General features: G+C 65.5%; 20 protein-coding genes. 11 read left to right on the top strand and 9 right to left on the bottom strand.

Annotated features, from left to right (window positions below):
• Positions 1–5: 5 nt before the first annotated feature.
• From RAD04_RS10425 to RAD04_RS10415, 3 genes are read right to left on the bottom strand one after another with little or no spacing between them, the layout of a single operon-like run.
• Positions 6–737, bottom strand: a complete 732-nt coding sequence (locus RAD04_RS10425) for an amino acid ABC transporter ATP-binding protein (RefSeq protein WP_461623708.1) — start codon at positions 735–737, stop codon at positions 6–8.
• Positions 734–1,387: an amino acid ABC transporter permease gene (locus RAD04_RS10420; protein WP_091956319.1), complete on the bottom strand. Its 654-nt coding sequence runs from the start codon at positions 1,385–1,387 to the stop codon at positions 734–736. The genes RAD04_RS10425 and RAD04_RS10420 overlap by 4 nt, the downstream gene beginning before the upstream one ends.
• A gap of 31 nt (positions 1,388–1,418) precedes the next feature.
• Positions 1,419–2,177, bottom strand: coding sequence for an ABC transporter substrate-binding protein (locus RAD04_RS10415; protein ID WP_461623707.1), 759 nt, complete (start codon positions 2,175–2,177; stop codon positions 1,419–1,421).
• Positions 2,178–2,343: 166 nt separating this feature from the next.
• On the opposite strand from RAD04_RS10415, the gene RAD04_RS10410 reads away from it, so the two are divergent.
• Complete coding sequence (locus RAD04_RS10410; RefSeq protein ID WP_461623706.1) at positions 2,344–2,973, top strand: helix-turn-helix domain-containing protein; 630 nt, start codon at positions 2,344–2,346, stop codon at positions 2,971–2,973.
• A 281-nt stretch (positions 2,974–3,254) separates the two neighbouring features.
• On the opposite strand, the gene RAD04_RS10405 is transcribed toward RAD04_RS10410, so the two are convergent.
• A complete protein-coding gene (locus RAD04_RS10405; protein WP_461623705.1) occupies positions 3,255–4,520 on the bottom strand; it encodes a D-amino acid dehydrogenase in 1,266 nt (421 codons plus the stop codon).
• Positions 4,521–4,590: 70 nt separating this feature from the next.
• Positions 4,591–5,919 (bottom strand): omega-aminotransferase AptA, encoded by a 1,329-nt coding sequence (gene aptA / locus RAD04_RS10400; protein ID WP_461623704.1) that lies wholly within the window; start codon positions 5,917–5,919, stop codon positions 4,591–4,593.
• A gap of 148 nt (positions 5,920–6,067) precedes the next feature.
• Between aptA and RAD04_RS10395 the strand changes: the two genes are divergently transcribed.
• Both RAD04_RS10395 and RAD04_RS10390 read left to right on the top strand, forming a co-directional pair.
• Entirely contained in the window at positions 6,068–6,616 is a 549-nt protein-coding gene (locus RAD04_RS10395; protein ID WP_008561958.1) for a cupin domain-containing protein, read from the top strand.
• 188 nt (positions 6,617–6,804) lie between these two features.
• On the top strand, positions 6,805–6,957 hold the full coding sequence (locus tag RAD04_RS10390; RefSeq protein ID WP_461623703.1) for a hypothetical protein: 153 nt from the start codon (positions 6,805–6,807) through the stop codon (positions 6,955–6,957).
• A gap of 42 nt (positions 6,958–6,999) precedes the next feature.
• Here RAD04_RS10390 and RAD04_RS10385 read toward each other — a convergent pair whose 3' ends face one another.
• Genes RAD04_RS10385 through RAD04_RS10375 form a run of 3 tightly spaced genes read right to left on the bottom strand, consistent with a single transcriptional unit; the run spans position 7,000 to position 10,803 of the window.
• On the bottom strand, positions 7,000–9,261 hold the full coding sequence (locus tag RAD04_RS10385; protein ID WP_461623702.1) for a xanthine dehydrogenase family protein molybdopterin-binding subunit: 2,262 nt from the start codon (positions 9,259–9,261) through the stop codon (positions 7,000–7,002).
• Positions 9,254–10,309 (bottom strand): FAD binding domain-containing protein, encoded by a 1,056-nt coding sequence (locus tag RAD04_RS10380; protein ID WP_461623701.1) that lies wholly within the window; start codon positions 10,307–10,309, stop codon positions 9,254–9,256. Before RAD04_RS10380 ends, RAD04_RS10385 begins: the two co-directional genes overlap by 8 nt.
• On the bottom strand, positions 10,306–10,803 hold the full coding sequence (locus tag RAD04_RS10375; RefSeq protein WP_461623700.1) for a (2Fe-2S)-binding protein: 498 nt from the start codon (positions 10,801–10,803) through the stop codon (positions 10,306–10,308). Before RAD04_RS10375 ends, RAD04_RS10380 begins: the two co-directional genes overlap by 4 nt.
• A gap of 252 nt (positions 10,804–11,055) precedes the next feature.
• Between RAD04_RS10375 and RAD04_RS10370 the strand changes: the two genes are divergently transcribed.
• Positions 11,056–11,694 carry a TetR/AcrR family transcriptional regulator gene (locus RAD04_RS10370; RefSeq protein ID WP_461623699.1) on the top strand — a complete coding sequence of 213 codons (639 nt, stop codon included), beginning with the start codon at positions 11,056–11,058 and terminating at the stop codon, positions 11,692–11,694.
• A 66-nt stretch (positions 11,695–11,760) separates the two neighbouring features.
• Positions 11,761–12,168, top strand: a complete 408-nt coding sequence (locus tag RAD04_RS10365; protein WP_461623698.1) for a DUF4864 domain-containing protein — start codon at positions 11,761–11,763, stop codon at positions 12,166–12,168.
• On the opposite strand, the gene RAD04_RS10360 is transcribed toward RAD04_RS10365, so the two are convergent.
• Complete coding sequence (locus RAD04_RS10360; RefSeq protein ID WP_461619482.1) at positions 12,165–13,430, bottom strand: MFS transporter; 1,266 nt, start codon at positions 13,428–13,430, stop codon at positions 12,165–12,167. The genes RAD04_RS10365 and RAD04_RS10360 overlap by 4 nt on opposite strands.
• Before the next feature lie 150 nt (positions 13,431–13,580).
• Between RAD04_RS10360 and RAD04_RS10355 the strand changes: the two genes are divergently transcribed.
• The 6 genes from RAD04_RS10355 (at position 13,581) to RAD04_RS10330 (ending at position 17,984) form a co-directional block, all read left to right on the top strand.
• Positions 13,581–14,027: a hypothetical protein gene (locus RAD04_RS10355; RefSeq protein ID WP_461623697.1), complete on the top strand. Its 447-nt coding sequence runs from the start codon at positions 13,581–13,583 to the stop codon at positions 14,025–14,027.
• A 74-nt stretch (positions 14,028–14,101) separates the two neighbouring features.
• Complete coding sequence (locus RAD04_RS10350; protein WP_461623696.1) at positions 14,102–14,386, top strand: hypothetical protein; 285 nt, start codon at positions 14,102–14,104, stop codon at positions 14,384–14,386.
• A 9-nt stretch (positions 14,387–14,395) separates the two neighbouring features.
• On the top strand, positions 14,396–15,835 hold the full coding sequence (locus RAD04_RS10345; RefSeq protein ID WP_461623695.1) for a TolC family protein: 1,440 nt from the start codon (positions 14,396–14,398) through the stop codon (positions 15,833–15,835).
• Between the two features lie 13 nt (positions 15,836–15,848).
• A complete protein-coding gene (locus RAD04_RS10340) occupies positions 15,849–17,180 on the top strand; it encodes a multicopper oxidase family protein (protein ID WP_461623694.1) in 1,332 nt (443 codons plus the stop codon).
• Between the two features lie 8 nt (positions 17,181–17,188).
• Positions 17,189–17,665 carry a cupredoxin domain-containing protein gene (locus RAD04_RS10335; protein WP_461623693.1) on the top strand — a complete coding sequence of 159 codons (477 nt, stop codon included), beginning with the start codon at positions 17,189–17,191 and terminating at the stop codon, positions 17,663–17,665.
• Positions 17,666–17,681: 16 nt separating this feature from the next.
• On the top strand, positions 17,682–17,984 hold the full coding sequence (locus RAD04_RS10330) for a copper-binding protein (RefSeq protein WP_461623692.1): 303 nt from the start codon (positions 17,682–17,684) through the stop codon (positions 17,982–17,984).
• The last annotated feature ends 145 nt before the right edge of the window (positions 17,985–18,129 follow it).

Genomic DNA, 18,129 nt, shown 5'->3' with positions numbered 1-18,129 from the left:
GACCGTCAGAGCGGATGCAGCACACGCCGCAAGAAGTCCTGCGTGCGCGGATGCTGGGGTTGGTTGAGCAGCGCCCTGGCCGGTCCCTGCTCGACGATGACGCCGCCGTCGATGAACAGCACGCGGTCGGCAACGTCGCGGGCAAAGCCCATCTCGTGGGTGACGACGACCATGGTCATGCCGTCGTCGGCGAGCTTGCGCATCACGCCGAGCACGTCGCCGACCAGTTCGGGGTCGAGCGCCGAGGTCGGCTCGTCGAACAGAATCGCCTTGGGCTGCATGGCAAGGGCCCGCGCGATCGCGACGCGCTGCTGCTGGCCGCCGGAGAGTTGCGGCGGATGCGCATCGGCCTTCTCGGCCAGCCCGACCTGGGCGAGCAGCGCGCGGCCGCGCTCGAGCGCCTGCGCGCGCGATTCCTTCTTCACGTAGAGCGGTCCTTCGATGACGTTCTCCAGCGCCGTCCGATGCGGGAACAGGTTGAAGCGTTGGAACACCATCGAGACCTGGGTGCGGATGTTGACGATCGACGGCGCGTCGCGGTCGACCTTCAGGCCTTCGACGCTGATCTCGCCGCGGTCGTAGCTCTCCAGCCCGTTGATGCAGCGCAGGATGGTGGACTTGCCGGAGCCGGAGGGACCGACGATGCAGACCACCTCGCCCTTCTGCACCGAGGCCGTGATGCCCTTGAGCACCTCGTTCTCGCCAAAGCTCTTGTGGACGTCGTTCAGCTCGATCATCGCTTGCCGGCCCGCTTCTCGAAGTGACGAACCAGCAGGATCAGCGGAATGCTCATGGTGAGATACATCAGCGCAACAAGCGTGAACACGCTGGTGTTCTTGAAGGTCGAGGACGCAATCAGCTTGCCCTGCAACGCAAGCTCGGCGACCGTGATGGTCGAAGCTTGCGAAGAATCCTTCAGCATCATGATCATGACGTTGCCGTAGGGCGGCAGCACGATGCGCACGGCCTGCGGCAGCACCACGCGGCGCATGGTGAGCCACCAGCCCATGCCGATCGACTGCGCCGCCTCGATCTGGCCCTTGTCGATCGCCTCGATGCCGGCGCGGAAGTTTTCCGCCTGATAGGCCGAATAGGCGATGCCGAGCCCGAGGATCGCCGCCTGCAAGGCCGACAGCGTGACGCCGAGATCGGGCATCACGAAGTAGAGGTAGAACAACAGCACGATGATCGGGATGCCGCGGATCACATTGATCAGGCTGGCGCTGATCATCGACAGCGCCTTGATGCCGGAGACCCGCATCATCGCCCAGATCAGGCCGAGCACCGTCGAGAGCAGCAGCGAGCCGATGGTGACGACGATCGTCAACACGACGCCGTTCATCAGGATCGGGAAGAACTCGACGGCGTCGTGCCAGAAGCCTTTCATCGGGCAGCCTTCATCGATCCGAACTTATCGATCAGCCCTGAGCCTTGAGGCCCCATTTATCGAGGATCTTGTCGATGGTGCCGTTAGCTTTCAGCTTCGCGAGCGAGGCGTTGATCTTGCCGAGCAGCGCGGCCTCGCCCTTGCGCACGCCGATGCCGACCGAGCCGACGGTGACGGGCTTGTAGCCATCGACGAGACGCACTTCGGGGAAGCCGCCCTGCTTCAGATTATAGGCGAGGATCGGATAATCGGCGTAGCCGGCCTTGAGACGACCGGTGTTCACGTCGCGCAGGATGTCCGGAATGGTGTCGTAGGCCTTCACGTCGGCGAACAAGCCGGACTTTTTCAGCGCGTCGACGAAGGCGGTGCCGACCTGGGCGCCGACCGTTTCACCCTTGAGATCCTCCTGCGTGGCATAGGCCTTGGTGTCGCTCTTCGGCACGACGAGGCCTTCGCCGTAGGTGTAAATCGGGTCGGAGAAGTCGACGACCTCCTTGCGCGGTGCGGTGATGAACATCGCGGCGGCGATGATGTCGATCTTGCTCGAGGTCAGCGACGGGATCAGCGCCGAGAACTGCATCGGCTCGATCTGCACGTTGAAGCCGGCGTCCTTGCCGACTTCAGTGACGAGATCGACCATGATGCCCTGGATGGTGTTGGTCTTGGTGTCCAGGAAGGTGAAGGGAATGCCAGTCGGAGTCGAGCCGACCTTCAGCACCTGCTGCGCCGAAGCGGGCGCCACGGCTGCCAGTGCGAGCGCCGCGACTGCGGCCTGAACAAAACGCTTCATCGCATCCCCCTTTGGGTCTGGCCGATGGCGGCGCTCGCGGGTGTTGCGAGCCGAGCCGTTTCAGCCTATTTTCACCAATATGAAAATTTGGTCACACTTTCGCGAACGATGCAAGCGGTTTTCATGCACATGAAGGAAGCGGTTTGACGTGAGCGGTGGCAAAAGAATGCGCAGACCGGCCGCGCCAAAGCCGGCGAAGAAGGTGAAGGCCAAATCCGCCGAGCCCGCGATGGACGTCGCGGTCGGCCGCCGCATCAGGGATCTCCGGCGCGTCAGGCAATTCTCGCTGGAAACGGTCGCGGCGCGCACGGATTTGTCGATCGGCTTTCTCAGCCAGATCGAGCGCGGCCTGTCGTCACCGTCGTTGCGCGTGCTGGCGACGCTCGCCGACGTGCTCGGCGTCGGCATCGCCGCCCTGTTCGGCGCAAGTCCGAGCGCCGACGGCACCTCCGATCAGGTGGTGACGCGTGGGCTGCAGCGGCCCGAGCTGAAGCTCTGGCGCACCGGCGTGTCAAAGCAGCTGCTGAGCCCGGCCAGCGCCGACAACAAGCTCAATCTGTTCCTGGTGCATCTGGAACCCGGCGGCTCTACCGGCGACGAGCTCTACACCCATGACGGCGAAGAAGCCGGCCTCGTGCTCGAAGGCGAGATGATGCTGACGGTGGATAGCGAGACCTGGTCGCTGAAGACGGGCGACAGCTTTCGCTTTGCCAGCCGCCGGCCGCACCGGTTTTCAAATCCGGCCGAGGATGCGAAGGCCGTGGTGCTCTGGGTGAATTGCGTGACGGGGGCGTAAGCTTCCGTGCTTCACGCTGTCAGCCCCGTCATCCTGAGGTGCGAGTGGCGCGATGCAACCGCATCGCGCCGGGAGCCTCGAAGGATGAGCGGCCCCGATAGAGCCGGGCCGTCGCCCTTCGAGGGCCGCTGAAGAAGCGGCCACCTCAGGGTGACGGTGATGGAATTGGACGCGCGCTACCTCCACATCGCCATTGCGAGCGCAGCGAAGCAATCCAGACTGTCTCCGCGGAGGGATACTGGATTGCTTCGCTACGCTTGCAATGACGCGGGGATAGAGTCCTACCCGAACCGGTGATTGTACCGGTCAACCGTCAGCGCACTCACGTCGATGTCCGGCTTCTTGCCCGACAGCATGTCGGCGAGCACGCGGCCCGAACCGCAGGACATGGTCCAGCCCAGCGTGCCGTGGCCGGTGTTGAGGTGGAGATTGGCGTATTGCGTCGGGCCGATCACGGGCGGGCCGTCCGGCGTCATCGGACGCAGGCCGCTCCAGAAGGTTGCCTTGGCGAGATCGCCGCCGCGCGGGAACAGGTCAGTCAAGGAATGATCGAGCGTGGCACGGCGCGCATCGTAGAGCTTGTCCGAATAGCCGGAGATTTCGGCGGTGCCGCCGACGCGGATGCGATCGCCCAATCGCGTGATCGCGACCTTGTAGCTCTCGTCCATCACGGTCGATTCCGGCGCGCCCGCGGCCTCCTTGATCGGTACCGTGATCGAATAGCCCTTCACCGGGTAGACCGGCAGCGAAATGCCGAGCGGCGCAACCAGCCGCGACGACCAGCTTCCAAGCGCGAGCACGTAAGCGTCGGCCTGCAATGTGCCGGCACTGGTTACGACACCGCTGACGCGCGCGCCGTCGGTGACGATGCGGTCAATGCCGGTGTCGAACATGAAGCGGACGCCGAGCGCCTCGGCATGCTTGGCCAGCGCCTGCGTGAACATGTGGCAGTCGCCGGTCTCGTCCTGCGGCAAGCGAAGCCCGCCGACGAATTTTTCCTTCACGCCTGCGAGCGCCGGCTCGACTGCGATGCAGCCCTCGCGGCTCAGCACCTCGAACGGCACGCCATATTGCTTGAGCACGGCGATGTCTTCGCCAGTGCCGTCGAGCTGCGCCTGGTAACGGAACAACTGCAGCGTGCCTTGCGAGCGCTCATCATACTGGATGCCGATGTCGCGGCGCAGATCGCGCAAGGAATCGCGGCTGTATTCCGCGATCGGGATCATCCGGCTCTTGTTGACCGCGTAGCGTGCGCTGGTGCAGTTGCGCAGCATCCTGAGCAGCCAGACCCACATGACGGGATCGAGCTTCGGCCGGACGACGAGCGGGCCGTGCTTCATCAGAAGCCACTTCACCGCCTTAACCGGCACGCCGGGGCCGGCCCAGGGCGAGGAATAGCCGGGCGACACTTCGCCGGCATTGGCGAACGAGGTCTCCAGCGCCGGCTCGGGCTGGCGGTCGACGACCGTCACCTCGTGGCCGGCACGCGCAAGGTAGTAGGCAGAGGTGACACCGATGACACCGCTGCCGAGGATCAGAACTTTCACGCTTGGTCAAACTCCCGCGGCATCACGCTCGCCGCTGCAAGGAAACAACTCGCAACGGCGAGAGCAATTATCAGGCCACCCGCTTGATGGCATCACCCAGGATCGACACGATATCGTCGATGTGGCTCTTCTCGACGATGAGCGGGGGCGACAGCGCGAAGGAGTCGCCGCTCATGCGGAAGTACAGCCCGCGATTGAAGCAGTCGACCATGACGTCGTAGCCACGCGCACCGACCGCACCGTCACGCGGCGACAGCTCGACCGCGCCCATCAGCCCGCAATTGCGGATGTCGATGACGTTGGGCAGGCCTTTCAGCGAATGCAGCGCATCGCGCCAATATTCGGCGATCGAGGCACCACGCGTCAGCAGACCCTCGTCCTTGTAGATGTCGAGCGTCGCGATGCCCGCGGCGCAGGCGGTCGGATGCGCCGAATAGGTGTAGCCGTGGAACAGCTCCATGACGTTTTCCGGGCCGATCATCATGGCGTCATGCACCTTGCGATGCGCGAACACCGCGCCGCAGGGAATGGTGCCGTTGGTGATGCCCTTGGCGGTGGTCATCATATCAGGCGTGACGCCGAAGAAGTTGGCGGCGAACGGCGTGCCGAGGCGGCCGAAGCCGGTGATGACCTCGTCGAAGATCAGGAGGATGCCATGCTTGTCGCAGATCTCGCGCAGGCGCTGCAGATAGCCCTTCGGCGGCGGCAGCACCGCAGTCGAACCGGGGACCGGCTCGACGATGACGGCAGCGATCGTCTCGGCACCGTGCAGGGCCACCAGACGCTCGAGATCGTCGGCGAGCTCGGCGCCATGCTCCGGCTGATCCTTGGCGAAGGCGTTGCGGCTGAGATCGTGGGTGTGGCGGATGTGGTCGACGCCCGGCAGCAGGGTGGCGAAGGCGCGGCGGTTGGCGACCATGCCGCCGACCGAGGTGCCGCCGAAGCCGACGCCGTGATAGCCGCGCTCACGGCCGATCAGGCGGGTGCGGCTCGCCTGGCCGTTGGCGCGGTGATAGGCGAGCGCGATTTTCAGCGCGGTGTCGACCGATTCGGAGCCGGAATTGGTGAAGAAGATGCGGTCGAGGCCCTTCGGCGCGATCTCGGCGAGGCGCTCGGCGAAGTCAAATGCCAGCGGATGGCCCATCTGGAACGACGGCGCGAAGTCCAGCGTCATCAGCTGGCGCTCGACCGCAGCGGCGATCTGCTTGCGGCCGTGGCCTGCATTGACGCACCACAGGCCGGCGGAGCCGTCGATCACCTTGCGGCCGTCGACGGTGGTGTAGTGCATGCCCTCGGCCGAGGAGAACAGGCGCGGCGCCTTCTTGAACTGCCGATTGGCCGTGAACGGCATCCAGAACGAGTCGGTCTTGATAGTGTTCGGAATCTGATGAAGGGTCACGGCCGCGCTCCTTTGCTGACCCTCTAGCAGAGCCACGGCTTCAAAAGCGCAACAAGTCCTTTTCTGGTGACCTGCAAGCCATTGATTTGTCTGGGGCCGCCAGTCCATATTTGCGCGATCCGCAACACCTGCAACACAGGACTTGGCTATGAGCGTCGACATCGGTGGACGGCTGCGATTCATCCGGGCGCGCCACAAGCTGTCGCAGCGCGAACTGGCCAAGCGCGCCGGGGTCACCAATTCGACGATTTCGCTGATCGAATCCAACCAGATGAACCCCTCGGTCGGCGCGCTCAAGCGCATCCTCGACGGCATCCCGATGGGGCTCGCCGAGTTTTTCGCGCTGGAGCCGGAGTCCAGGCGCAAGATCTTCTACCGCGCCGAGGAGCTGACCGAAGTCGGCAAGAAGCCGATCTCCTATCGGCAGATCGGCGACAATCTATTCGGCCGCAGCCTGCAGATCCTGAAAGAGCGCTACGAGCCCGGCAGCGACACCGGGCGCGTCCACCTCGTCCATGACGGCGAGGAAGGCGGCATCGTGATCTCGGGCAAGCTCGAAGTCACTGTCGAGGACGAGCGCCGCATCCTCAATCCGGGCGATGCCTATTATTTCGAGAGCCGCCGCCCGCATCGCTTCCGCTGCGTCGGCGGCAAGCCGTGCGAGGTGATCTCGGCCTGCACGCCGCCGACGTTCTGATCGGGACAGTGCATCCGGAAGGTTACGGGCGGCCACCGGTATCTTACGGTGGTTGAGCCATCTCAATTTCTGTGCGCCGGACCGCTATATATTACGAACCGTAGCCGAGCAGCCTGGCTTAGAGGTGCTGAGGTTATGGCCCCGGACTCCAGGGTATTCCGGGGCCGCTTCGTAACAGAGGCTCGCGCATGAAGATCACTCTTGCCAATGCGGAAGCCGCGCTCGACGAAGTCCTGCGCGACACCGACAAGGTCCGTTCGCGCGAGCTGCGCAAAGCCATCGCGAAATACATCGAAGTGCAGAAAGAGCAAATCAAGGCTCTCCGCAGGATGATGAACTGATCGGCCGCCGCGGAGCGAGCAGGGCTCGCCCCGCCTGCCGCCTCAACCCTGCGTCAGCAACTCCTCAATCCGGATCGGGAATTTGCGGACGCGCACGCCGGTCGCATGCCAGACCGCGTTCGCGACCGCGCCGGCACTGCCGGTGATGCCGATCTCGCCGACGCCCTTGATGCCGAGCGCATTGACGTGCGGGTCGTGCTCCTCGACCGTGATCACGTCGAGCGGCGGCACGTCGGCATTCACGGGGACGTGGTACTCACCGAGATTGGCATTCATGATCCGCCCGCTGCGCCGGTCGGTGACGGCCTCCTCGTGCAGCGCAAAGGAGAGGCCCCAGATCATGCCGCCGAACAGCTGGCTTTGCACCATACGCGGGTTGACGATGCGCCCGGCCGCGAAGGCGCCGACCATGCGGGTGACGCGGACCTGACCGAGTTCGGGATCGACCTTCACCTCTGCGAACACCGCGCCATGGGCATGCATCGCATATTCCTCCATCGCCGCGGGGTTCGGCGCACCGGTGCCGCGCGCCTCGACCTCGGCGACGCCGGCACGCGCGAGGATCTCGGCGTAGCTCTCGCCGCGACTCTCGTCATCGCGCCGGATCAACCGGCCGTCGCGCGCGATCACACCGGCATTGCCGGCGCCGAACAGCGGCGAGCGCTCGTCATTGGTGGCGAGATCGGCGAGCTTTGCGATCACGGCCGCGCCCGCGCTGTGGATCGCAGCCCCCGCGGTTGCGGTGTGCGCGGAGCCGCCGGCGATGCCGGCATCGGGCAGGTCCGATGTCCCCGCCTTGAACGTGACGCGGTCGATATCAAGGCCGACGGCGTCGGCGGCGATCTGCGCCAGTGCCGTCCAGGCACCCTGCCCCATGTCGTGCGCGCCGATCTCCATCGCGCCCGTGCCGTCGCGGCGGATCGCCGCGCGCGCTTCGGCCTGGAACATCAGCGCCGGGAAGGTCGCCGTGCCCATGCCCCAGCCGACCAGCAGGCCGGCATCGTCGCGCATCTGCCGCGGCTGCAGCGGACGCTTCGCCCAGCCGAAGCGCGCCGCGCCCTGGTCGTAACAGGCCCGCAGCGCCTTTGACGAGAACGGCTTGCCGGTGATCGGCTCGACTTCGGCATAGTTCTTCAGGCGGAAGGCCAGCGGATCGATACCGCAGGCCCAGGCCATTTCGTCGATCGCGCTCTCCAGCGCAACCGAGCCCGTCGCCTCGCCCGGTGCGCGCATGAACAGCGGCGTGCCGGTGTTGACGCGCACGGCGTCATGCGAGGTGCGGATGGCAGGTGCCGCATAGAGCGTGTGCGAGGCGTCGGCCGCGGGCTCGTAGAAATCGTCGAAGGTGCTCGACACGGTCCGCGCGTGATGATCGAGCGCGGTCAGACGTCCCTCGCCGTCGGCACCGATGCGCAGACGCTGGCGCGTCGGCGCGCGATGGCCGACCGGGCCGTACATCTGCTCACGGCGCAGCACCAGCTTGACCGGCTTGCCTACGAGCTTGGCGGCCATGATGCCGAGGACCGGCGGACCGCCCATGAGCCCCTTCGATCCGAAGCCGCCACCGAGGAACGGGCTGCGGATGTGGATCTTGTCGTGCGCGATGCCGAACAGCTCGGCGATGCGCGCGAGCGACAGCTTCAGGCCCTGGGTCGGCATGTCCACGGACAGCTTGTCGCCATCCCAGTGAGCCACGACCGCATGCGGCTCCATGGCGTTGTGATATTGCGGCGGCGTCTCGTAGGTCGCGTCGATCTGCGTCTCCGCCGAGGCAAGGCCCCCCTCGACATCGCCGCGGTGATTTTCGGTGGGATTGCCGACGCCGACGACGGGCGGCACAAAACTCTCGCCGGCATCGAGGCCGATGAGCGGAGGCTGCGCCTCGTAGCGCGGCGCCAGCAGCGCGGCACCTTCCGTCGCGGCTTCAAGCGTCTCGGCGATCACGACGGCGATCGGCTGATTGGCGTAGCGGACCTCGTTGCTCTGCAAAGCCTCCATCCGAAACACGAACGGATTGGTCTTGATCTCGGGGTCGATGGCGAGCGGTGGCTTGTGGTCGGGTGTCATGACGTCGACGACGCCGGGATGACGTTTGGCGGCGGCGACATCGAGCGACTCCACACGTCCGCGCGCGATGCTGGAAGCCGCGATCACCGCAAACAGCATGCCGGGCGGATGATTGTCGGCGGCATAGGTCGCCTGCCCCGAGACCTTGAGGACGCCGTCGCGGCGGGTCAGCGGCTGGCCGATGTTCGAGCCGTGGCGCAGATGGGCAGGCGCGCTGGTGAGATTGAGCTCAGGCATGGATGGCTCCTGATGTCGAGGCAAAGGGAGAGGCCGGCAGTGCGGGCAGGCGCGCGGGCGTACCGGCGGCGGCGAGGGTCAACGCACGCACGACGATGCGGCGCGCGAGCTCGATCTTGAAGGCGTTGTCACCGGACGGCTTTGCGTCGGTGAGCGCGCGCCAGGCGGCTTCCTGGAAGGCATCGGCCGTGGGCGCGACGCCTTTGAGAACGTCCTCCGCAGCGCGGGCACGCCAGGGCTTTGCGGCGACACCGCCAAGTGCGAGCCGCGCTTCCGCGATCTTGCCGTTCTCAATCCGCAAGGCAGCGGCGGCCGACACCACAGCGAAGGCGTAGGAGGTGCGCTCGCGGACCTTGAGGTAGCGCGCATGCGAGGCAAATTCGCGCGCCGCCGGCGGCAGGCGCACCGCAACGATGAGATCGCCGGGCTCGAGCGCGGACTCGCGCTCGGGGGTATCGCCTGGCAGGCGATGCAGCTCGTCGAGCGCGATCTCGCGCCAGCCGCCCCGGCCCTCGATCTCCACGATGGCATCGAGCGCGACCAGCGGCACGCAGAAATCGGAGGGATGCGTCGCAATGCAGCTCTCGCTCCAGCCGAGCACGGCGTGGGTACGATTCTCGCCGCCGCGGGCGTCGCAGCCGCTGCCGGCTTCGCGCTTGTTACAGCGGCTGGCACTGTCGTAGAAATACGCGCAGCGCGTCCGTTGCAAGAGATTGCCGCCGACGGTCGCGGCATTGCGCAACTGCGCGGATGCCCCGGAGAGGAGCGCTTCGGCGACGGCGGGATAGGACCTTGCGAAGTCCGCATCATGCGCGAGATCGGCGTTGCTGACGAGCGCACCGATGCGCAAAGACCCATCGGCGAGGCGCTCGACGCCGTCGAGCCCATCGAGATGCGTGACGTCGACGAGACGATCCGGACGGCTGACGCCGCCCTTCATCAGATCGAGCAGATTGGTGCCGGCGGCGAGATAGACCGCGCCCGGCTGGGCCGCGGCGGCAATCGCTTCAGTGACGGTGGCGGGCCTGACATAATCGAACTGTTTCATGCGGAGCGCCTCTGGTTGGTTTCGTCTACACCGGCTTGCGCATCGAGCACGGCATCGACGATGCCGGCATAGGCGCCGCAGCGGCACAGATTGCCGCTCATGCATTCGCGGATGCGTTCGGGATCGTTGCCGGCCTGGCCTTCGCGCATCATGCCGATCGCGCTCATGACCTGACCGGGCGTACAGAAGCCGCACTGAAATCCGTCATGGGCGATGAAGGCGGCCTGCACCGGGTGCAGCTGGTCGCCGCGCGCAACGCCCTCGATGGTGAGGATGTCGGCGCCGTCATGACTGATCGCGAGCGCGAGGCAGGAGTTGATGCGCTTGCCGTCGACCAGAATGGTGCAGGCGCCGCACTGGCCGCGGTCGCATCCCTTCTTGGTTCCGGTGAGATGGAGGCGCTCACGCAAGAGATCGAGCAGCGTGACGCGCGGATCGTCGAGGACGAAGTCGCGCCGCGCACCGTTCACGGTGAGGCTGATGGAGTGGTTCATACAAGGCTCCGATCAGATTTGGACATAAGTGATCGCGCAGCGCGCCACCGCCGTGGCCGCCGTCGATCTACGTTGACGCGGGCAGAAGCCGGCCAACATCGAGGCGAAGATACGGAGGCTCCCTCCGCTTAACAAGGGCCGGCGGAAAAATATTGGAATTGGTCAAAAGCCCGTGCGCCACCAACGCGATGCAGCCCGGCAAGGGTTCAACGAGGGTTCAATCTAACCAATTCGTGATCTACATTGCCTGATATGGACGACCACAGCGACCAGACCCGGAAACCCCGCGCCGATGCCGTGCGCAATCGCGAGCGCGTGCTCGAAGCAGCCAAGGCCGTGTTCAACGCCGGCGGCCCGGAGGCGAGCCTGGAGGCCGTGGCCAAGCGCGCCGGCGTCGGCATCGGCACGCTCTATCGGCATTTTCCGACGCGTGAGGATCTGTTCGAGGCGGTGTACCGGCGCGAGGTCGAGCAGCTCAGCGAGCTTGCCGAGCATCTGCGAAGCGCCAAGGATCCGGTCGAGGCGCTGCGGCGCTGGCTGCAGTCCGCCGTCGAATTCGTTGCCACCAAGAAAGGCATGTTAGCCGCGCTGGCGCTGGCTTATCAGAGCTCGTCGGAACTCGCCGTTTTCTCCATGGACCGGCTGACCAAGGCGATCGGCTCGCTGCTCGAGCGCGCGGTCGCAGCCGGCCAGATGCGTGCCGATATCAGCCCGGAGGACCTACTGCGGGCGTTTTTCGGGATGTGCTACATACACGATCAGCGGGGATGGCAATCCTCGGTGCTGCGCCTGCTCGACGTGTTCGTCGACGGATTGCGGGTACAATCCGCTGCCAAGACCAAGGCGCGCGCGGCCAAGCCAGCGAAGCCGGCGGTGAAACGGAAGCGATAGGTCGCCCGTATTTCCCCGAGGTCATGCTAGGATCAGCATTGCCGGGATTTCAACGCGGAGCCTGTCATGCGCATTGCCGCCTTGCTCGTCGCTATCAGCATTGTCTTCAGCTCCACCGCAGCCCTCGCGGACGATGTTGCCGCGGCGCAGGGCGTCATCCGCGCCCAGGAGCAGGCCTTCGTCCGCGACGATGCGACCGCCGCCTATTCCCATGCCGCACCGGCGATCAAGGAGATATTCCCCGCGCCCGACATCTTCATGTCCATGGTGCAAAGCGGCTATGCGCCGGTCTACCGGCACAAGAGTTTTGAATTTGGCGAGAGCAAGAGCGAAGGCAGCTGGATTGCACAGCGCGTTCATATCATCGACGCCAATGGCGAAGCCTGGGAAGCGCTCTACACGCTCGAACAGCAGGCCGACGGCAACTACAAGATCACCGGCTGCTCGCTGCTGAAGGCGGGACAGGCGGTTTAGGTTGCAAAGCCCGGTCCGGTCCTGACCGACTTCATCCGCGAGCGGATCAGCAGGGTCAGGACGATGCCGATATTGAGCGCGTTCCACGCCACGCCGTTCGCGAATGCCGCGGCGTAGGAACCGGTCGCATCGAAGATGATGCCCGACACCCAGCCGCCGAAGGACATGCCGAACACCGAGGCGAAGATCACGATGCCGACCCGGGTTGCGGCTTCGCTCGCCGGCATCGCCTCGCGCACGATGATCGCGTAGCTCGGCACGATGCCGCCCTGGAACAGGCCGAACATCGCGGAAATGAGATACAGCGAGGCGAGACTGTCGAAGAACAGATAGAACACCAGCGCAAAGCCCTGCGCCAGCGATCCCACCAGCAGCGTGCGGATGCCGCCGATCTTGTCGGCGAGGAAGCCCGAGCCGATCCGGCTGACGATGCCGCAGGCCATCATCAGCGACAGCATCTCGGCGCCGCGCGCCACGCCGTAGCCGAGATCGCCGCAATAGGCGACGATATGCACCTGCGGCATCGCCATGGCGACGCAGCAGGAGATGCTGGCGATCGAGAGCAGCACGGTCAGCGTGTTGGTCGATAGCTTGAGATCGACGCGCGGCGGCGGCGCATTGGCGTGGTCCTGGACCTTGTCGTCGCCCATCTGCGCACGCAGCACCAGCACCAGGATCGTCATCAGGCTGACGCAGACGAGCCCGATGCCGATATGAGTGTAGCGCCAGCCGATGGTCTGCATGCCCCAGTTCACAATCGGGGGCCACATCGTTCCGGCGAAATAATTGCCGCTCGCGACGATGGTCACGGCGAGGCCGCGATAACGCTCGAACCAGTGCGAAGCCTCCGCCATCAGCGGCGCGAACGTCGCGGACGTTCCGAGACCGATCAGAAAATAGGCCGCCACGAACTGCCAGAGTTGGGTCGACAGCCCCGCGAGCACATTGGCAACGCCGAGGAAGGCGATGCTGATCGCCATTGCCGGCACGATGCCGAACCGGTCGGTGATCTTGCCCGCGATCACGCCGCCGAGCCCGAAGCCGAACATCATGAGGGTGAAGGCCAGCGACACCGCGCCGCGGGTGGCGGAAAATTCGGCCTGCACCGCGGGAAGCATCACCACGATCGCCCACATGCCGACGCCGCCGATCGAGCCGATCACCAGCGCAAGCACGAGCCGTATCCAGGCCTGACGGGAATCAGGGCTGAATGTTCCAGGCGTTTGTCCGGAGTGATTTGGCGCGTGCACGGGCCGGAACATGGCCCGCGGATCGTCACAGGGTCAAGCATCGTGGCGCGATATTGGGCATGCGCGGTGCACTGCGGTAAGAAGCAGCTTGGCGAACGCGCGATTTGCCATTAGTTTGCAATCTGCGTGAGCAAATCGCCGCGCGAAAAGCATGTCGGCGGAATGTTGCTGCGATTGACACGATCGGTGCGGATCAAGGTGGGGCGCTTCATTGCCCTCGCCTATCTGTTCTGCGTGCTCGCGCCGGCGGCAAGCCTCGCCTGGGGCAGCGGCCCGGCGCCGTGTCTTGATGAGACACTGCTGGCCGATCTCGTGCCGGTGCATCAGCAGATGCCGGGCGGTCACATGCACGACGGCGCCTCGCACGATCACGCGGGGGCACACGCGCATCACCAGGCCGCCGCGCAGGACGCGCCCGCTCCTTCGCATCATCATGGCGGCAAGGGCACGGCCGGACCGTGCTGCGCGATGATGTGCATCAGCGCACTGCCGGCCGATCTGCCGAGCTTCGCCAAGCCGGTTCAGCCCGTCTCCGCCTGTGCGCCCGAGATCGTGGCCAGCCTGCACAGCGCGGCGCCGCCCGTGCACTACCGTCCTCCCATCGCTTGATCTGACACGACGATTTCGGGCCGAGCGCGCTTTTGCGCGCGCGAACCTGTGGTCTTTCAGATCAGGAATGAATCATGCCTACGCTTTCCGGGGCGAAGTTCGCCGCCGCATCCGCGGTGCGTGGACGACACTTTCGATTCTATTGGCCGCTGCTGGCCGCACTTGCGCTGGCGCCGTCCGGCTGCACCCCGGCAACGACGCAAGTTGCCGGCGCCGATCCCGCTGATCCCGCGGCGAAGGTCGCGCCTGTCGGCTATCGGTCGACCATTGCGCCCTACACCAGCCTGCGGCCTGGAGCGCCGGCGCCATGGCGCGACCGCAACGACGCCGTCGCGCCGCGGCCGAAGCAAGACCGGTAAGAGCGCGCCATGGCACATCAATTCGCGCGAAGCCTGCTCGTTCTCGCCGCGCTCGGCCCTTGCGCACCCGGACTTGCCGGCTGCGCCGCGTTCTCGCCCGACAGCGGCATGAGCGCAGTCTCCGAGCTGACGAGCCAGACCATCAACAAGGATGTCGCCTTCGTTCGCACACCCGAGGCAGCGGGCGCAGTCGATGAACGTGTCCGCCAACTGCTCTCGCGGGCGCTGAGCGTGGAGGCCGCCGTTCAGATCGCACTGCTCAACAACAAGGGATTGCAAGCCGCCTATAACGAGCTGGCGCTGGCCGAGACGGATCTGGTCGAGCAGAGCCTGCCGCCCAATCCCGTGTTCTCGATCTCGCGGATCTCGGGCAACGGCGCCAGCGAGATCGAGCGCCAGGTGGTCGGCGACATCCTTGCGCTCGCCACCCTGCCGTTCCGCTCCGACATTGCCCGCGACCGGTTCCGCCAGGCGCAGTTGCGCGCGGCGCTGGCGACGTTGCGGCTCGCCGCCGACGTCCGTGGCACCTACGTGCGCGCTGTCGCCGGCAACGAGATGGTGGCGCTGCTGACGGATGCGAAGGCAACGGCGGAATCGACCGCACAGCTTGCGGTCAAACTGGGCGAGACCGGCTCGCTCAACAAGCTCGACCAGGCCCGCGAACAGGTGTTTTACGCCGAGACCACCGCCGACCTCGCCACCGCGCGCCAGGCTGCGACGAGTGCGCGCGAAAGGCTCGCGCGGCTGATGGGATTGTGGGACGGCGGCCTCGACTTCCGTCTGCCCAATCAATTGCCGCCGCTGCCGCGCCGGCCGCAGGCACTGCCCTCGATCGAGGCCGATGCGGTGGCCCATCGCATCGATCTGCAGATCGCCCGGTTGGAGCTGACCGCGCTGGCGAAGTCGCTGAACCTCACCGAGGCGACGCGCTTCGTGACACTGCTCGATCTCGCCGGCATCTCCCGCCGCACCCGGGATCCCGAAGGCGCGCCATTCCGCGAACGCGGCTTCGATGTCCAGTTCCAGATCCCGATCTTCGACGGCGGCGAGGTGCGGATGCGGCAGGCGGCAGAGATCTACAATCTCGCCTTCAACCGCCTGACCGAGCGCGCCGTGAACGTTCGCTCGGAGGCGCGCGATGCTTATCGTGCCTATCGCTCGGCTTACGACATCGCCAGCCACTACCAGCGCGAGATCATCCCCTTGCGCAAGATCATCACCGAGGAGATGCAGCTCCGCTTCTCCAGCATGCAGGTCGATATCTTTGCGCTGCTCACCGAAGCACGACAGCGTCTGGCCTCGCTGCGCGGCGCGATCGATGCCCGGCAACGATTCTTCGTCGCCCAATCCGACCTGCAGACCGCCGTCAATGGCGGCGGCGCGCCTGCTGCGGGCGGCGACAATTCAACCACCATCGCCGCGGCAGCGCCTGCCGACGGCGGCCACTGAGATGGAGGCCGGCATGTTTTCCCGCAGAGGATTTTTGGGCACCGCCGCGCTGGTCGGCGCATCCGCGGTGCAAGGCCGCGTGCAGGCGACATCGATCCCGGAAGCTGCGCACATGGACAAGGTGGTGATGCAGCCGCCGCTGCATCCGATCAGCGGCCCGGACTATCGCCCCGTCGTCACCCTGAACGGCTGGTCGCTGCCGTTCCGCATGAACGGCGACTGGAAGGAATTCCATCTCGTCGCCGAGCCCGTGGTGCGCGAATTCGCCGAGGGCATGAAGGTGAATCTGTGGGGCTATAACGGCCAGTCGCCGGGCCCGACGATCGAGGCAGTCGAGGGCGACAAGGTCCGCATCTTCGTCACCAACCGCCTGCCCGAATACACCACCGTGCACTGGCACGGCATGATCATTCCGAGCGGCATGGACGGTGTCGGCGGGCTGACCCAGCCGCACATCCAACCCGGCAAGACCTTCGTCTACGAGTTCGAGATGAAGAAGAGCGGGACCTTCATGTACCACCCGCATTCCGACGAGATGGTGCAGATGGCGATGGGCATGATGGGCATGGTCGTCGTGCATCCGCGCGATCCGAACTTCCGACCCGTCGACCGCGACTTCGTGTTCGTGATGAGCACCTATCGCGTCGATCCCGGCACCTATCTGCCGCTGGTCAACGAGATGACCGACTTCAACATGTGGACCTGGAACGCGCGGGTGTTTCCCGGCATCGATCCGCTGCCGGTGCGACTCGGCGACAAGGTGCGCGTACGCATCGGCAATCTCAGCATGACCAACCATCCGATCCATTTGCATGGCCACGCCTTCGCAGTGACCTGCACCGACGGCGGCTGGGTTCCGGAGAGCGCGCAATATCCGGAGACGACGACGGACGTGCCGGTGGGCGCGGTTCGCGTGTTCGACGTGCTCGCCGACAATCCCGGCGACTGGGCGTTCCATTGCCACAAATCGCATCACACCATGAATGCGATGGGACACGATGTGCGCAACCTGATCGGCGTGTCGCGCAAGGACCTCGCCAAGGCCGTCGGCAAGCTCGCGCCCGACAGCATGGCGATGGGCTCGACCGGCATGGCGATGGGCAACATGGAGATGCCCGCGCCCGACAACACGCTGCCGATGATGACGGGCACCGGCCAGTTCGGGCCGATCGAGATGGGCGGCATGTTCACGGTGATGAAGATCCGCGAGGACCTCGCGAGTGACGATTATCGCGATCCCGGCCCGTACAAGTTTCCGCAAGGCACCGTCGCCTACGAGGTCGAGGCGCCCGATGCGGCACCAGTGCGGCAACCAGGCAAGCCGACGCACAAGATGAAGATGTGAGCGTTTCGATGAACCACCAACTGGAGATGACGATGAAGACGATCAAGCTCGGCCTCGCGCTGGCAGCGCTTTTGACCGCGCCGGTCCTTGCCCACGACAAGCACGGTCACGCGACCTTTTCGGCCGGCGAGCCCGGCGACCCCAACAAGCCCGCGCGCACCATCGAGATCCTGCTGAACGAGATGGACTATGCGCCAGCCAAAATCGAGGTCAAGCGCGGCGAACAGGTCCGCTTCGTGCTGCGCAATGTCGGCAAGGAGGACCACGAATTCCTGCTCGCCACCACCAAGGAGAATCTCGCGCATGCGGTGGAGATGAAGAAGCATCCGCACATGGAGCACGACGATCCCAATGGCGTCAGGCTCGCACCGAATAAGTCGGCCGAGATTCTCTGGAAGTTCAGCAAGGCCGGCACGTTCGAATTTTCGTGCCTCATTCCCGACCATCGCGACTACGGCATGGTTGGCCACGTCACCGTGAAGTAGCGCCAAGGAGACCCCCATGAACCGCATCATTCGTATCACTGCTGCGCTGGCGCTGACTGTCGGCCTTACCACTGCCGCCCTCGCGGCGGGGACCGCCTCGATCAGCGGTGAGGTCAAGAAAATCGACGAGGGCGCCGGCAAGATCACGCTCAAGCACGGTCCGGCCAAGAGCCTCGGCATGGAGGACCCCATGACCATGGTCTACCGCGTCAAGGACCCCGCTTTGCTCAAGCAGGTGAAGGTCGGCGACAAGGTGACCTTCGAGGCCGAGGAGGCGGCCTCGGGGTATACGGTGACCAAGATGGACAAGGCGAAGTAGCGCCCCATCAACTGTCATTCCGGGGCGCGCCGCTTGGCGCGAACCCGGAATCTCGAGGTTCCGGGTTCGGCTCTGCGAGCCGCCCCGGAACGACGGCGCGCCCTACGCGCGCCCCCGAAACACCCCGGTCCGCACTCTTCCCGCC

The organism is Bradyrhizobium sp. 25ACV (assembly GCF_054863005.1).
This window is presented reverse-complemented; position numbering and strand designations above follow the sequence as displayed.

Excerpts from the sequence above, each read along its gene's own strand:
- RAD04_RS10425 (WP_461623708.1), bottom strand. The coding sequence starts at position 737 with ATGATCGAGCTGAACGACGTCCACAAGAGCTTTGGCGAGAACGAGGTG.
- RAD04_RS10420 (WP_091956319.1), bottom strand. The coding sequence starts at position 1,387 with ATGAAAGGCTTCTGGCACGACGCCGTCGAGTTCTTCCCGATCCTGATG.
- RAD04_RS10415 (WP_461623707.1), bottom strand. The coding sequence starts at position 2,177 with ATGAAGCGTTTTGTTCAGGCCGCAGTCGCGGCGCTCGCACTGGCAGCC.
- RAD04_RS10410 (WP_461623706.1), top strand. The coding sequence starts at position 2,344 with ATGCGCAGACCGGCCGCGCCAAAGCCGGCGAAGAAGGTGAAGGCCAAA.
- RAD04_RS10395 (WP_008561958.1), top strand. The coding sequence starts at position 6,068 with ATGAGCGTCGACATCGGTGGACGGCTGCGATTCATCCGGGCGCGCCAC.
- RAD04_RS10390 (WP_461623703.1), top strand. The coding sequence starts at position 6,805 with ATGAAGATCACTCTTGCCAATGCGGAAGCCGCGCTCGACGAAGTCCTG.
- RAD04_RS10385 (WP_461623702.1), bottom strand. The coding sequence starts at position 9,261 with ATGCCTGAGCTCAATCTCACCAGCGCGCCTGCCCATCTGCGCCACGGC.
- RAD04_RS10380 (WP_461623701.1), bottom strand. The coding sequence starts at position 10,309 with ATGAAACAGTTCGATTATGTCAGGCCCGCCACCGTCACTGAAGCGATT.
- RAD04_RS10375 (WP_461623700.1), bottom strand. The coding sequence starts at position 10,803 with ATGAACCACTCCATCAGCCTCACCGTGAACGGTGCGCGGCGCGACTTC.
- RAD04_RS10370 (WP_461623699.1), top strand. The coding sequence starts at position 11,056 with ATGGACGACCACAGCGACCAGACCCGGAAACCCCGCGCCGATGCCGTG.
- RAD04_RS10365 (WP_461623698.1), top strand. The coding sequence starts at position 11,761 with ATGCGCATTGCCGCCTTGCTCGTCGCTATCAGCATTGTCTTCAGCTCC.
- RAD04_RS10360 (WP_461619482.1), bottom strand. The coding sequence starts at position 13,430 with ATGTTCCGGCCCGTGCACGCGCCAAATCACTCCGGACAAACGCCTGGA.
- RAD04_RS10355 (WP_461623697.1), top strand. The coding sequence starts at position 13,581 with ATGTTGCTGCGATTGACACGATCGGTGCGGATCAAGGTGGGGCGCTTC.
- RAD04_RS10350 (WP_461623696.1), top strand. The coding sequence starts at position 14,102 with ATGCCTACGCTTTCCGGGGCGAAGTTCGCCGCCGCATCCGCGGTGCGT.
- RAD04_RS10345 (WP_461623695.1), top strand. The coding sequence starts at position 14,396 with ATGGCACATCAATTCGCGCGAAGCCTGCTCGTTCTCGCCGCGCTCGGC.
- RAD04_RS10340 (WP_461623694.1), top strand. The coding sequence starts at position 15,849 with ATGTTTTCCCGCAGAGGATTTTTGGGCACCGCCGCGCTGGTCGGCGCA.
- RAD04_RS10335 (WP_461623693.1), top strand. The coding sequence starts at position 17,189 with ATGAACCACCAACTGGAGATGACGATGAAGACGATCAAGCTCGGCCTC.
- RAD04_RS10330 (WP_461623692.1), top strand. The coding sequence starts at position 17,682 with ATGAACCGCATCATTCGTATCACTGCTGCGCTGGCGCTGACTGTCGGC.